Annotated in this window: 11 protein-coding genes; 5 read left to right on the forward strand and 6 right to left on the reverse strand. The window is 63.3% G+C overall.

Features of this window, described 5'->3' with window-relative positions; translation table 11 throughout:
• Nucleotides 1-50 precede the first annotated feature (50 nt).
• The 5 genes from AC097R_RS14245 to rsxB all read left to right on the forward strand — a co-directional run bounded on the left by AC097R_RS14245 (nt 51) and on the right by rsxB (nt 5,964).
• On the forward strand, nt 51-1,094 hold the full coding sequence (locus AC097R_RS14245) for an NAD(P)H-dependent flavin oxidoreductase (protein WP_479598793.1): 1,044 nt from the start codon (nt 51-53) through the stop codon (nt 1,092-1,094).
• Between the two features lie 105 nt (nt 1,095-1,199).
• Nucleotides 1,200-2,408 carry an amino acid aminotransferase gene (locus tag AC097R_RS14250; protein ID WP_479598794.1) on the forward strand — a complete coding sequence of 403 codons (1,209 nt, stop codon included), beginning with the start codon at nt 1,200-1,202 and terminating at the stop codon, nt 2,406-2,408.
• 68 nt (nt 2,409-2,476) lie between these two features.
• Nucleotides 2,477-3,814 (forward strand): hypothetical protein, encoded by a 1,338-nt coding sequence (locus tag AC097R_RS14255; protein WP_479598795.1) that lies wholly within the window; start codon nt 2,477-2,479, stop codon nt 3,812-3,814.
• 45 nt (nt 3,815-3,859) lie between these two features.
• Nucleotides 3,860-5,284, forward strand: coding sequence for a polyhydroxyalkanoate depolymerase (locus AC097R_RS14260; protein ID WP_479598796.1), 1,425 nt, complete (start codon nt 3,860-3,862; stop codon nt 5,282-5,284).
• A complete protein-coding gene (gene rsxB, locus AC097R_RS14265) occupies nt 5,281-5,964 on the forward strand; it encodes an electron transport complex subunit RsxB (protein ID WP_479598797.1) in 684 nt (227 codons plus the stop codon). The genes AC097R_RS14260 and rsxB overlap by 4 nt, the downstream gene beginning before the upstream one ends.
• On the opposite strand, the gene AC097R_RS14270 is transcribed toward rsxB, so the two are convergent.
• From AC097R_RS14270 to AC097R_RS14295, 6 genes are all read right to left on the reverse strand, one after another.
• Nucleotides 5,961-8,285, reverse strand: a complete 2,325-nt coding sequence (locus AC097R_RS14270; protein WP_479598798.1) for a methyl-accepting chemotaxis protein — start codon at nt 8,283-8,285, stop codon at nt 5,961-5,963. The genes rsxB and AC097R_RS14270 overlap by 4 nt on opposite strands.
• A 126-nt stretch (nt 8,286-8,411) precedes the next feature.
• On the reverse strand, nt 8,412-8,891 hold the full coding sequence (locus AC097R_RS14275) for a VOC family protein (protein ID WP_479598799.1): 480 nt from the start codon (nt 8,889-8,891) through the stop codon (nt 8,412-8,414).
• On the reverse strand, nt 8,888-10,936 hold the full coding sequence (locus tag AC097R_RS14280) for an acetyl-CoA carboxylase biotin carboxylase subunit (RefSeq protein WP_479598800.1): 2,049 nt from the start codon (nt 10,934-10,936) through the stop codon (nt 8,888-8,890). The genes AC097R_RS14275 and AC097R_RS14280 overlap by 4 nt, the downstream gene beginning before the upstream one ends.
• A 10-nt stretch (nt 10,937-10,946) precedes the next feature.
• The gene (locus AC097R_RS14285) at nt 10,947-11,237 is read right to left on the reverse strand and encodes a helix-hairpin-helix domain-containing protein (RefSeq protein WP_479598801.1); all 291 of its coding nucleotides are present in this window, start codon (nt 11,235-11,237) and stop codon (nt 10,947-10,949) included.
• Nucleotides 11,230-12,135 (reverse strand): alpha/beta fold hydrolase, encoded by a 906-nt coding sequence (locus tag AC097R_RS14290; RefSeq protein WP_479598802.1) that lies wholly within the window; start codon nt 12,133-12,135, stop codon nt 11,230-11,232. The genes AC097R_RS14285 and AC097R_RS14290 overlap by 8 nt, the downstream gene beginning before the upstream one ends.
• Before the next feature lie 11 nt (nt 12,136-12,146).
• The gene (locus AC097R_RS14295; RefSeq protein WP_479598803.1) at nt 12,147-13,679 is read right to left on the reverse strand and encodes an acyl-CoA carboxylase subunit beta; all 1,533 of its coding nucleotides are present in this window, start codon (nt 13,677-13,679) and stop codon (nt 12,147-12,149) included.
• Nucleotides 13,680-13,703: the final 24 nt, after the last annotated feature.

The raw sequence follows: 13,703 nt of genomic DNA on the forward strand, positions 1-13,703 counted from the left end.
GGGGCAAAGGTAGAACTGTAGACTAGACCGCGAATCTGCAGGAACCCACCATGCCAAACCCTTCATTCCTGGGCACCGCCCTCCCCCTGATTCAGGCCCCCATGGCGGGCGTGCAAGGCCATGCACTGGCCGCTGCCGTGTGCAATGCCGGTGGCCTGGGCTCGATCCCCGCTGCCATGCTGAGCCTGGAGGCACTGCGCACCGAACTCACCCAGCTCACCGCACTGACGGACAAGCCCTACAACGTCAACTTCTTTTGCCACGCGCCCCCCGAACCCGATGCGGCCCGGGACGCGGTCTGGCAACAAGCCCTGCAGCCCTTTTATAGAGAACTGGGGCTCTCAGTAGCGGACATCGTCCCCGGCCCGGGCCGGGCGCCCTTCAGCGACCAGGTCGCCGATGTAGTTCAGGCGTTCAAGCCCGACGTGGTGAGCTTCCATTTTGGCCTCCCATCTCCGCAATTGCTGGCGCGCGTCAAGTCGTGGGGCAGTCGTGTGCTCGGGAACGCCACCACGGTGGACGAAGCCCTGTGGCTGCAAGACCATGGTGTGGACGCCATCATTGCCCAGGGTGTGGAGGCCGGTGGCCACCGGGGCATCTTTCTCAGCGAGGACCTCAGCACCCAAGTGGGCACCATGGCCCTGCTACCGCAAATCGTGCGGGCCGTGACCGTGCCGGTGATTGCCGCGGGTGGCATTGCCGACGCGCATGGCGTGGCCGCCGCCATGGCGCTGGGTGCATCGGCCGTGCAAATTGGCACCGCCTACATGTGCTGCCCCGAGTCCACCACCTCCGCCCTGCACCGCGCGGTACTGCAAAGCCCCGCCGCGCGCCACACCGCGCTCACCTCTCTGTTCACCGGACGCCCGGCGCGCGGCATCATGAACCGGCTGATGCGCGAGCTGGGTCCGCTAAGCCCGGCCGCCCCCGCCTTTCCACTGGCCACCAGCGCCATTGCCCCGCTGCGCGCACGCGCCGAAAGCCAAGGCAGCACCGACTTCACCCCTCTGTGGAGCGGTCAAAACGCCTCACACTGCCGCAATGTCCCGGCCGCTGAACTCACGCGTGCACTGGCAGAGGGCCTTGCGCGTTAAGCACCCAGAAAAGGCACCAGCGCGGTGCCCGGTAAAATAGGGATTACCCGCATCGCAGGCCGCGGAGTGGGTTACCCCCCGACATTCCAATCACAGGACTTTTCCATGTCTCTTTTCTCCGCCGTCGAAATGGCTCCCCGCGACCCTATCCTGGGTCTGAACGAACAATTCAACGCTGACACCAACCCCAACAAAGTGAACCTGGGCGTGGGCGTGTATTTCGACGACAACGGCAAGCTGCCCCTGCTGCAATGCGTGCAAGCCGCCGAGAAAACCATGATGGACAAGCCCACCGCGCGCGGCTACCTGCCGATTGACGGCATCGTGGCCTACGACAACGCCGTCAAAGGCCTGGTGTTTGGCGCTGACAGCGAACCCGTCACCTCCGGCCGCGTGGCCACCGTGCAAGCCATTGGCGGCACTGGCGGCCTGAAGATCGGCGCCGACTTTTTGAAGCGCCTGAACCCCACCGCCAAGGTGCTGATCTCCGACCCCAGCTGGGAAAACCACCGCGCGCTGTTCACCAATGCCGGTTTTGAAGTGGGCACCTATGCGTACTTTGACGCAGCAGCCAACGGCGGCAAGGGTGGCGTGAACTTTGAAGGCTACCTGGCCAGCCTGAATGCCGCAGCCGCTGGCACCGTGGTCGTGCTGCACGCCTGCTGCCATAACCCCACCGGCTACGACATTACCCCCGAGCAATGGGACCAAGTAATTGCCGTGGTGAAGGCCAAGAACCTGACACCTTTCCTCGACATGGCCTACCAGGGCTTTGGCTACGGTATTTCCGAGGACGGCGCCGTGATCGCCAAGTTTGTCGCCGCCGGCCTGAACTTCTTTGTGTCCACCAGCTTCTCCAAGAGCTTCAGCCTGTATGGCGAGCGCGTGGGCGGTCTGTCGGTACTCTGCAAGGACAAGGAAGAGGCCGGTCGCGTGCTGTCGCAATTGAAGATCGTCATCCGCACCAACTACTCCAACCCACCGACACACGGTGGCGCCGTAGTGGCAGCGGTGTTGAACAACCCCGAGCTGCGCGCGCTGTGGGAAAAAGAACTGGGCGAAATGCGCGTACGCATCAAGGCCATGCGCCAGAAACTCGTCGACGGCCTGAAGGCCGCCGGTGTGAAACAGGACATGTCCTTCATCACCACGCAGATCGGCATGTTCAGTTACTCCGGCCTTTCCAAAGACCAGATGGTGCGCCTGCGCTCCGAGTTCGGTGTCTACGGCACCGACACCGGTCGCATGTGCGTGGCTGCACTCAACAGCAAGAACATCGACTACGTCTGCCAGGCGATTGCCAAGGTCATCTGACTTGATGACAAAAACAGCTGCTAGCCCCCGTGCACTATGCGCCAGCAGCTCCTGAAACCATAGCAAAGGTGAACCCTTTGACTGTGCGTGGCTTGGCTCTGGCGGTGTGGTGGGGGTTGTCCGTGGGGCAGGCGTGTGCGGGGGCCAACCACACGCAGGCCAGCTACCGGGCGCTGGAGAAGATGCCCGAGGTGGCCCATGCCCCCCGGGTCAGCGCCGAGCCGCTGGAAGCCTTTCTCAGGGCCGAGGAAAAAACCCTGGAGGCTCTGCTGGCCAGCCACGAGGCCTGGGCCATGGCTTCGTTGGAAAACTACCCGGCGCGCCCGGAGGCACTGGCCTTTGTGGCCAACCCGGGGCGCAATGACGAAGCCCGACGCCAGGCCTTTTTGACCGCCCTGCGCGTCGCCCCCAACAGCAAATGGGCGCTGTATGTACAGCCGGACACCCAGGACGCCCCGATCACCAGTGGCCTGCTGGCCTGGACCGACATCAGCCCCCTGCCCGCCAGCAGCCTGCCCCAGGCCAGTGCGCGGCAGTTTTTACCCCTGCGCCCCGGCGAGCTGGTGAGCGCGCTGACCGTGGTGGCCACCGCCACCGACGAGCCGGACTACGGCCTGGACGCTTTTCTGTGGGAAGACAGCCCCGGCCCCTGGGGTCGCCAATACGGGCTGGGGCCGCAGCCCTTTGGCAACCCTGCCCTGGCGGCCGACGCGCAGGCGCCCTTCAACATGGGCTTCTTCTTTGAGGACCGCATGCTGCTGGGCGTGGCGCCCTGGGCCAAGCGCTCGCTGGTGCTGTCGCGCTTCTACCAGTACTCCAGCCTGGCGTCGCTGGCGTTTCGCTCGGGCCATGACTACTGGGGTTGGCGCTTTGCCGGCCTGGCGCTGCACTATGTGCAGGCCCTGACGCAGCCCTACCACGCCAGCCTGGCGCCCGGCGAGTCCACAGCCAAGCTGCTGGGCTTCTACGCCTTGGCCCGTGTAGGCCTGCCCCGCCTGCGCAGTGAGCAGATTCGCCTGATTGCGAATCGCCGTGTGGCGCTGGACCTGGTGCAGGCCGAATGGCTGGAGTCAGCCGACAAGGCCTTGCAAGCCAGCGACAAGGACCGCAACTACCCGGAATGGAACGACCGCTACGTGCGCGACGTGGTGGCCGCCCAGTCTGCCGCGGCTGGCAACCGGGCCCAGGCTGCCTTATTGGCCTGTCTTCCGCCAGAATGGGTGTCTGACCCGCAAGTCGATTTGCAATCACCTGAGCGCACCCTGGCTCCCCTGGAAGACACCCTGCGCAACGAGCCCGCGAAGCGGGCGCGGCTGCAGGCGCTGCTGGCGGAATGGATGGGCAACTTTGGTGCGCACAGCCGCAACGCCTTACGGGCTATTGTCAAATCCGGCAACCTGTATTAAAGCAATTACTGTTATATTGCACTGCAACATTTAAGAGGTCCCCCCATGCTGTACCAGCTCTATGAAACCCAACGTTCCCTGATGGAGCCGTTTTCTGACCTGGCTCTGGCAGCAGCCAAGCTCTACAGCAACCCGCTGTCCGTCGTCGGGCAAAACCCCTTCGCGCAGCGCCTCTCGGCCGGCTACGACCTGATGCACCGCCTGGGCAAGGACTACGAAAAGCCAGAATTCGGCCTGCGCACCATCGATGTCGACGGTGTGGACGTGGCCATCCACGAGCGCGTGGAAGTTACCAAGCCATTCTGCGAGCTGCGCCGCTTCAAGCGCTTCACCGACGACACCAAGACCCTGGACAAGATCAAGGGCCAGCCCGTGGTGCTGATCGTGGCGCCCCTGTCAGGCCACTACGCCACGCTCTTGCGTGACACCGTCAAGACCATGCTGAAGGACCACAAGGTCTACATCACCGACTGGAAAAATGCCCGCCTGGTGCCGCTGGAAGACGGCAGCTTCCACCTGGACGACTACGTGAACTACGTGCAGGAGTTCATCCGCCACGTGCAGGGCAAGTATGGCAACTGCCATGTGATGAGCGTGTGCCAGCCCACTGTGCCCGTGCTGGCCGCCGTGTCGCTGATGGCCAGCCGTGGCGAAACCACGCCGCTGACCATGACCATGATGGGCGGCCCCATCGACGCCCGCAAGTCGCCCACCGCGGTGAACAACCTGGCCATGAACAAGAGCCACAGCTGGTTTGAGAACAACGTGATCTACCGCGTGCCCAGCAACTTCCCGGGCGCCGGGCGCCGCGTCTACCCCGGCTTTTTGCAGCACACCGGTTTTGTGGCCATGAACCCCGACCACCACGCCAAGAGCCACTACGACTACTTCAAGGACCTGATTAAGGGTGACGACGCCAGCACCGAGGCCCACCGCAAGTTTTACGACGAGTACAACGCTGTGCTGGACATGGACGCCGACTACTACTTGGAAACCATCCACGTGGTGTTCCAGGACTTCAGCCTGGTCAACGGCACCTGGGATGTGAAGAACCCCCAGGGCAAGCTGGAGCGCGTGAAGCCTGCCGATATCAAAACCACCGCCCTCATGTCTGTGGAAGGCGAGCTGGACGATATCTCTGGCGCCGGCCAGACCGAGGCGGTACACGACATCTGCAGCGGCGTGCCCAAGAGCCAACAGCGCCACTTTGAAGCCAAGGGCGCAGGCCACTACGGCATCTTCTCGGGCCGCCGCTGGCGCGAGCATGTGTACCCGCAGGTCAAGGCCTTCATCAAGGCCCATGCCGCGCCAGCAGCCAAAGCAGCTCCGGCTGCAAAACCGGCACCAGCGGCATTGGCCAAACCCGCCACCAAGGCGGTTGCAGCTAAAAAAGTGGCTGCAGCCCCCGTGAAACCTGCGCCAGCAGCTCCTAAAAAGGTAGCAGCCAAGCGCAGCGTCAAGGCCAAGTGAACGCCGGCACCACCGCTGCACCGGCCCTGGTGCAGCGCCTGCTGGACGCCCTGCCCCAAACCCAGTGCACGCGCTGCGGCTACCCCGACTGCGCGGGCTACGCCCAGGCTGTGGCTGCGGGTGAAGCAGGTATCAACCAATGCCCTCCGGGCGGCGCCGAGGGCATCAGTCGCCTCTCCGCCCTCACTGGCCAGCCCATCGTTCCTCTGGACCCCGCGTTTGGTGTGGAGGGCCCGCGCAGCGTGGTCTTCATCGACGAGAACTGGTGCATAGGCTGCACACTGTGCATCGCCGCCTGCCCCACCGACGCCATCATTGGCAGCAACAAGCGCATGCACACGGTGCAAGAGCAGCACTGCACCGGCTGCGAACTGTGCCTGCCCGTCTGCCCAGTGGACTGCATCCTGCTGGAGAACGTGAGTGGCACGCAGACTGGCTGGAGCGCATGGTCACAGCCGCTGGCCGACCATGCCCGCGCGCGCTACAGCGCCAGCCAGGCGCGCCGCACGCGCGAAGAGGCGGAGCAAGCCCAGCGATTGCAAGAGAAAGCAGAGATGAAGCTGGCCGACCTGCCCGCCCATTCCCAGCACACCGACCCCACCGTGCTGGACAAAAAACGTGCGGTGATTGAAGCAGCCCTGGCGCGTGCGCGCGCCAAGCAGGGCCCCAAGCCTTCCTAGCTCGCCACCAGGTTCTTGTAGACGCCGCAGCCCACGTAGACATCGTCCACTTGCTGGACAAACGAGAGCTTGGTCTGCACCTTGCCAGTGGCAGGGTTGGTGATTTCGTATTCCACCCAGCCCGGGCCCTGGCTGGCCTGGTGGATGATGGACGCGATCAGCGCGTCGCCATCGATACCGGCCACGTCTTGCACCCGCGTATTCACCTTGGCCGCATTGCCACCGAAGGCCAGGTAGGTGCCCTTGCCGTCCAGCACAAACACATACATGTCGCGGTCAAACAAACCCGTCTCTTTGGGCGTGACATCGCGCAAGAAACTATCGCGCGAACCGCTGCGCTGGCGCAGCGCAATGGCGCGCTCCACCAGGGCACGCGCCTCGTCGGTGGTGCCCTGTTGCAGCTTGAACACCTCCACCGCCTTGGACAGCGTGGAGGCACGCTCTTGCAGATCGGTGGACTGGCTCACCGCACGCTCCACCATGGCCGCGTTCTGCTGCGTGATCTCATCCAGTTGGCGCACTGCCGCGGTGATTTCAGACAGGCTGGAGCTTTGCTCGGCGCTGGACGCCGAGATCTGCGACATATTGACCGCCACGCCGCGCACACCTTCGACGATGCGGTTGATGTTCTCGCCCGCCGCACGGATCTGCGCCACCCCCGTGGCCACCTGGGCGCTGGACGAGGTGATGAGCTTGCGGATTTCCTTGGCCGACTCGGCCGAGCGCCCGGCCAGCGAGCGTACTTCCGACGCCACCACGGCAAAGCCACGGCCCGACTCGCCGGCCCGAGCGGCTTCCACCGCCGCGTTCAGCGCCAGGATGTTGGTCTGGAAGGCCAAGCCGTCAATCACGCCCACGATCTCGTCCATACGCTTGGTACTCGCCTCAATCGCCTCCACCGAGGCAATGGCCTGCACCATGCCGCGCGCGCCTTCTTCGGCCGTTTCGCGCACGCGCTGCGTGGTGGTGTCCGACTGCTGCGCCACCTGGGCGTTGCCCTCCACGGTGGACGAGAGTTCTTCCACGCTGGCCGCGGTTTGCTCCAGGTTGGCCGCTTGCTGCTCGGTGCGGCCCGACAGGGCCTCGTTGCCGCGCACCAGGCTTTCACCGGCATGGGCCACCAGCGCCGAGTTGCTGCGCACGCTGGCCACCATGATGGACACATTGGTCACCATGGCCTGCATGGCCACGGCCATGTCCGACAGTTCGTCTTTGCCCAACACGTTGGGCTTGTGGCGCAGGTTGCCGCTGGCGGTCTGCTTCATGAACTCCAGCACTTCTCTCAAATCGGCCATGAAGCTCATGTTGAAGGCCAGCATGAAATACACCACCAGAAGCACGGCCACACCACTGCCCACTGCGGTTATCCAGAGCATGCGGGTGACAGAGTCCTGTCGGCTTTGCAGCAACTGTTGCACACCGGTAACGGCCGAGCGCTGGAACTTGGCGACCTCGCCAATCGTCTGGGTGCCGGCGGCGAAATAGGTTTGCGAATCGCTGATGGCAGCACCCGCCGCAAAGCGCTCCCGCGCCATGCGTGAAAACTCGGTGGTGGCCGTTTGGGCCTGGGTGGCCGCAGGGTCTTTGAAGCCGAACTTGGCCATGAGGCTCTGCGAGTACTGCGCATCGCGCACCCAGGCGTCCAGCGCATCCAGCTGCGAGCGCACGCGCGTCGCGCCCACTTCGTCCAGCGTGGGTTGGCTCAGCAAACCAGCGCCCAGGCCACGCAGCTTGCCCACCTGCTCGGTCCAGGGGATGACGCGTGACACCACGGAATCCATCAGCAAATAGGTCAGCGGGTCGGGGTCATACAGCAGGCTGGAACTGTCGGCCACACCGTAGACAAAGCGGCCCAGGTCTTCCACCAACGCAGTGTGCTGGGCAAAACTCTCGGGCGCGGACTTGCCCTCCAGCGAAGGCACCAGACCGTCAATGCGGCTGCGCAGGTCGGCCCAGCCAGCGGGCACGGCAAAGGTGGTGACGGCGCCCAGTTTTTTGTCCAGGCTGTCACGCGCGGCGCGCAGGGCTTCGCGGGTTTTGTCGCGCCCGGCCTGGGCACCGGTGTTGCCCGACAGCACCATGTTGGATTGGCCGCGGTGCGTCTGGATTTGGCGGATCAGCTCGCTGGTGTCGTCCACCAGCGCAATGCCTTCCAGTTCGGCGCGGGCGATCTCCATGTCGCTCACCTCGCGCGCGACCAGCTGCCAGACGATGGCCAGCATGGGCAGCAGCAGCACGGCCGAGAGCACGCCCAGCTTGGTGCCAAAGCGCATCTTGCGCATGACCCACATGCCTGCCGAAAAAATCTGACCCAGCTTCATTGTTTTGTCTCCTGAACGGCTTTGCCGTCATTCAAGCACTGCTAGCTGACTCTAAACCTACCGAAAGCGGCGCAAATACCAAGAAACCCACAAAAAGCCCGGCCAAATGGCCCAAAAAATGGCTATTCAGGCCGTCAGGGCGGCCACCACGTCCGGCGGCGCCTGCACCAGCTCGATCAGCACGCCCTCCCCCGCAATGGGGAATTCGTCGTTGCTTTTGGGGTGCAAAAAACAGATGTCATACCCCGCCGCGCCTTTGCGGATGCCGCCCGGTGCAAAGCGCACGCCTTTGGCGGTGAGCCATTCCACGGCCACGGGCAGGTCGTCGATCCACAGGCCCACGTGGTTCAACGGGGTGGTGTGCACTGCCGGTTTTTTGTCCATGTCCAGCGGCTGCATCAGGTCCACCTCGACCTTGTACGGCCCGGTGCCCATGGAACAGATGTCCTCGTCCACATTCTCTTTTTCGCTTTTGAAGGTGCCGGTGACTTGCAGGCCCAGCATGTCCACCCACAGCGTCTGCAGGCGTTTTTTGTCAGGGCCGCCGATGGCGATTTGCTGGATGCCCAGCACCTTGAAGGGACGTTGGGGCGTGGCCTCGCTCATACAAACTCCACAATGGCCTGGTCCACGCTCAGGCTCTCGCCCTTGGCGGCCAGCACCTTGCCCACCACGCCATCGGCCGCGGCAAACAGCACGTTCTCCATCTTCATGGCCTCGATCACGGCCACACGCTCACCCGCCTGCACCTTTTGGCCAGGCACCACGGCCACATCCACCAGCAGGCCCGGCATGGGCGAGAGCACATAGCGGCTCATGTCGGGTGGCGCCTTGTGCGGCATCATCTTGTGCAGCGCGGCCATGCGTGGCGAAATCACCAGCGCGTCGATGCGCGTGCCGTCGTGCTGCACACGCAGGGCCAGCGGGTTCTTGGGGGTTCCACGTTCGATCTGCGCAGTGAACGGCTTGCCATTCACCGTGCCGTTGATAGCAATGTCGTTCAGGCGCGACTTGCTACGAATCACATAGCTGTTGCCGCCCACCAGCACCCGGGCCGAACCGGTTTCGCCCTCAAACTCGTCCACATGCACCGCGGTATAGGCGTTCTGGCCGTCGGCGGCCAGGGTCACCACCACATAGTCCTTGCCCGCGTTCACCGCATAGCCGGGAAGCTGGCCCGTCAGGCCAGTCGCACGCTCGCGCGATTTGCGGCGCACAAAGGCTGCCAGCGCCACCAGAAAATTCGCGTCGTCGTGCGGCACGTCTTCTGCATGGAAGCCCTTGCCGTAGTTCTCGGCAATAAAGCCGGTGTTGAAATCGCCCGCCACAAACCTGGGGTGCGCCAACAGTGCCGCCTGGAACGGGATGTTGCTGCTGATGCCGCGGATCACAAAGCCATTCAGCGCTTCGCGCATCTTGGCAATCGCATCCAGCCGGTCCTTGCCATGCACGATGAGTTTGGCAATCATCGAGTCGTAAAACATGGGGATCTCGCCGCCGTCCTGCACACCGGTGTCGACCCGCACGCCCAGCAAGTCAGCCGTGTTGCCCTGCCACATAGTTTGCTCGGGCGGTGCAAAGCGCACCAGGCGCCCGGTAGAAGGCAGGAAGTTGCGGAACGGGTCTTCGGCATTGATGCGGCACTCAATGGCCCAGCCATTGCGCTGCACATCTTGTTGCTCCAGCGGCAACTTCTCTCCGGCCGCTACGCGGATCATCAGCTCCACCAAGTCCAGCCCGGTAATGCACTCGGTGACCGGGTGCTCCACCTGCAGGCGCGTGTTCATTTCCAGAAAGTAGAAGCTCTGGTCCTTGCCGACCACAAACTCCACCGTGCCCGCGCTCTGGTACTTCACGGCCTTGGCCAACGCCACCGCCTGCTCGCCCATGGCCTTGCGCGTCGCGTCGCTGATGAAGGGGCTTGGCGCTTCTTCAATGACCTTTTGGTGGCGGCGCTGGATCGAGCATTCGCGCTCGTTCAGGTAAATCACATTGCCGTGGCTGTCTCCGATCAGCTGGATCTCGATATGGCGTGGCTCTTCGACAAACTTCTCGATGAACACACGGTCATCGCCAAAGCTGTTGCGGGCTTCGTTGCGGCATGACGTGAAGCCTTCAAACGCTTCCTTGTCATTGAAGGCGACGCGCAGACCCTTGCCACCGCCGCCGGCCGATGCCTTGATCATCACCGGGTAGCCAATGCCATTGGCAATCTCCACGGCTTTCTCGGCCGTTTCAATCGCATCGTTGACGCCGGGGATGCAGTTCACGCCGGCCTTGCCCGCCAGCTTCTTCGATTCGATCTTGTCGCCCATCGCGCCAATCGAATAGTGCTTGGGGCCGACGAAGATGATGCCTTCTTCTTCCACGCGTTTGGAGAATTCGGCGTTCTCGCTCAAGAAGCCGTAGCCCGGGTGTACGGCTTGCGCGCCGGTCTGCTTGCAGGCGGCAATGATCTTGTCGGCCAGAAGGTAGCTCTCGCGGCTGGGGGCCGGGCCAATGTGGACAGCCTCGTCGGCCAGCGCCACGTGGCGCGCCTCCTTGTCGGCGTCTGAGTACACGGCCACGGTTTGGATGCCCATCTTGCGGGCGGTCGCAATCACACGGCAGGCGATTTCGCCGCGGTTGGCGATCAGGATTTTGGTGAACATTCGCAGTCTCCTATTCGGGAATCAGTTTTTGTGCTTTGCGCAGCGGCGTGAAATGCCACCAGGGTTGCGCGGGGCCGCCGTTCATAAAGTCTTTGGCAGCCAGAAAGGTGTCGAGTACGCAGGGGTCATGCCGCGCCCCCATGGGCGTACGCAGCGCCTCATAGGTGGCGATCGGGTCCATTGCGGCCACGTCGGCGGGCGTGTGCACGCCCAGGCCGCGCAGGTCCCCCGCAATGGATTTGCCGATGTTGGGGATATCAGTCAGCACGCGGGCTTGGGCCGCATGGGTAGCTTTAGGCATGACGGGGTACCTCTGGCTGGACTTGCAACAAGGCCTGCACAAATCGCTGCGGGTTTTCCAGATCAGGAAAGTGCCCGCAGTCCTCCAGCACCACCACCTGCGCGTGCGGCACATCGTGCAAGATGGCATTGGGCTGCGTGAACTTGTGCGAGCGGTCTTGCGTGCCCCACAGCACGGTGCAGGGAATGCCATGCAGGCGCGCCGCATCCGCCGGCTCGCGCAGCAGGCCCTGCACCACGCCGGCCAGGCTGAAGCAGCCGCCACAGCGAAGCGCGTGGTGGGACACGCTGTGGAAGGGCTCCGCATTCGTCGCCTTTGGCAGTGCGATGCGGTACCAAGCAGAGGCCATCTTCTGGCGGAACACACGGCTCAGCAATTGGCCGAGCAATGGCACCTTCAACACCTTGGGCACCACGCGGTCCGTCCATCGGTGCATGGCTTCCAGCGACGGTGTTTGCGACAACACCAAGCGCTCCACACGCTGCGGCGCCATCTGTGCCACGCGGATGGCGTAGAAGCCATTGGCGCAGCTCAGCGCCAGCGTGGCCTTGGCCACACCGAGCTGGTCCATCAACTCCAGCATCGCTTTGGCGCCGCGCTGCAGGCTATGGTCGTAACTGCTGCCTGGCGCCGAGAAACCAAAGCCCGGCATGTCGAAACACAGCACACGGTAGTGCGGTGTTAACAGCGCAATCACCGCCGCGTAGTGTTCGATCACGTTGGGACCATCGGGCGACAGCACGATGCAGGGCTTGTCACCGCCCGAATCGAACACGCGGATGGCCCCCTGCGTGGTGTCCACCCAGCGTGTGGGCAGGCTGGAGGGCGGTGTCAGGCGCGCACGCCGCACCGCACCAGCACTCAGCCATGCGTCTAACCAGGTACTCCAGCTCGCCATACCGCTGCGCTTCAGAGGGGGATGTTCCCGTGCTTGCGCCACGGGTTTTCCAGCTTCTTGTCTTTGAGCATCACCAAGGACCGGCAGATGCGCTTGCGGGTTTCGTGCGGCAGGATCACATCGTCGATGAAGCCGCGGGCGCCAGCGACAAACGGGTTCGCAAACCGCGCCTTGTACTCGGCCTCTTTAGCGGCCAGCTTGGCCGGGTCGCCCTTGTCTTCGCGGAAGATGATTTCCACCGCGCCCTTGGCGCCCATCACCGCGATCTCGGCATTGGGCCAGGCAAAGTTCACGTCGCCGCGCAGGTGCTTGGAGGCCATCACGTCATAGGCACCGCCATAGGCCTTGCGCGTGATGACCGTAATCTTGGGGACTGTGCATTCGGCATAGGCATAGAGCAACTTGGCGCCGTGTTTGATGATGCCGCCGTACTCCTGACTGGTGCCGGGCATGAAGCCGGGCACGTCGACAAAGGTGATGACGGGAATGTTGAACGCATCGCAAAACCGCACAAAGCGCGCGGCCTTGATGCTGCTCTTGATGTCCAGGCAACCGGCCAACACCAAGGGTTGGTTCGCCACGATGCCAATGGTTTGCCCGTCCATGCGGGCGAAGCCGATGATGATGTTCTTGGCGTATTCGGGCTGGATCTCAAAGAAGTCGCCATCGTCCACGGTCTTGACGATGAGTTCCTTCATGTCATAGGCCTTGTTGGCGTTCTCGGGCACCAGCGTGTCCAGGCTCGCGTCCACACGGTCGATGGGGTCACCGCTTTTGCGAACGGGGGCTTTCTCGCGGTTGTTCAGCGGCAGGTAGTTGTACAGGCGGCGCAGCATCAGCAGCGCTTCCACGTCGTTCTCAAACGCCAAGTCCGCCACGCCACTCTTGGTGGTGTGGGTGATGGCACCGCCCAGCTCTTCGGCAGTGACTTCCTCATGCGTCACCGTCTTCACCACCTCGGGGCCAGTGACAAACATGTAGCTAGAGTCTTTCACCATGAAGATGAAGTCGGTCATGGCCGGGCTGTACACCGCGCCGCCGGCGGATGGTCCCATGATCATGCTGATCTGCGGAATCACGCCGCTGGCCATCACGTTGCGCTGGAACACGTCGGCATAGCCGCCCAGGGACGCCACGCCTTCCTGGATGCGCGCGCCGCCGGAGTCATTGAGGCCAATCACCGGTGCACCGACCTTCATCGCCTGGTCCATCACCTTGCAAATCTTCTCGGCATGTGCTTCGCTGAGCGCACCACCAAACACCGTGAAGTCCTGGCTGAACACAAAGACCAAGCGGCCATTGATCATGCCGTAGCCGGTGACCACACCGTCGCCGGGGATCTTCTGGTCCTGCATGCCGAAGTCCACGCAGCGGTGTTCGACAAACATGTCCCACTCTTCAAACGTGCCCTCGTCCAGCAGGATCTCCAGCCGCTCACGCGCGGTCAGTTTGCCTTTTTTGTGCTGCGCAGCGATGCGCTTTTCACCACCGCCCTGGCGCGCGAGTTCGCGCTTGGCTTCGAGTTGTTCAAGAATGGCTTGCATGGAAAATCCTTCTCGTCTGAAACG

The organism is Rhodoferax sp. ZS1R25, assembly GCF_056521335.1.

Bases quoted from the DNA above. Each gene is read 5' to 3' on its own strand.
- AC097R_RS14295 (WP_479598803.1), bottom strand. From the start codon at position 13,679: ATGCAAGCCATTCTTGAACAACTCGAAGCCAAGCGCGAACTCGCGCGC.
- AC097R_RS14270 (WP_479598798.1), bottom strand. From the start codon at position 8,285: ATGAAGCTGGGTCAGATTTTTTCGGCAGGCATGTGGGTCATGCGCAAG.
- AC097R_RS14275 (WP_479598799.1), bottom strand. From the start codon at position 8,891: ATGAGCGAGGCCACGCCCCAACGTCCCTTCAAGGTGCTGGGCATCCAG.
- AC097R_RS14280 (WP_479598800.1), bottom strand. From the start codon at position 10,936: ATGTTCACCAAAATCCTGATCGCCAACCGCGGCGAAATCGCCTGCCGT.
- AC097R_RS14245 (WP_479598793.1), top strand. From the start codon at position 51: ATGCCAAACCCTTCATTCCTGGGCACCGCCCTCCCCCTGATTCAGGCC.
- AC097R_RS14285 (WP_479598801.1), bottom strand. From the start codon at position 11,237: ATGCCTAAAGCTACCCATGCGGCCCAAGCCCGCGTGCTGACTGATATC.
- AC097R_RS14290 (WP_479598802.1), bottom strand. From the start codon at position 12,135: ATGGCGAGCTGGAGTACCTGGTTAGACGCATGGCTGAGTGCTGGTGCG.
- AC097R_RS14260 (WP_479598796.1), top strand. From the start codon at position 3,860: ATGCTGTACCAGCTCTATGAAACCCAACGTTCCCTGATGGAGCCGTTT.
- AC097R_RS14250 (WP_479598794.1), top strand. From the start codon at position 1,200: ATGTCTCTTTTCTCCGCCGTCGAAATGGCTCCCCGCGACCCTATCCTG.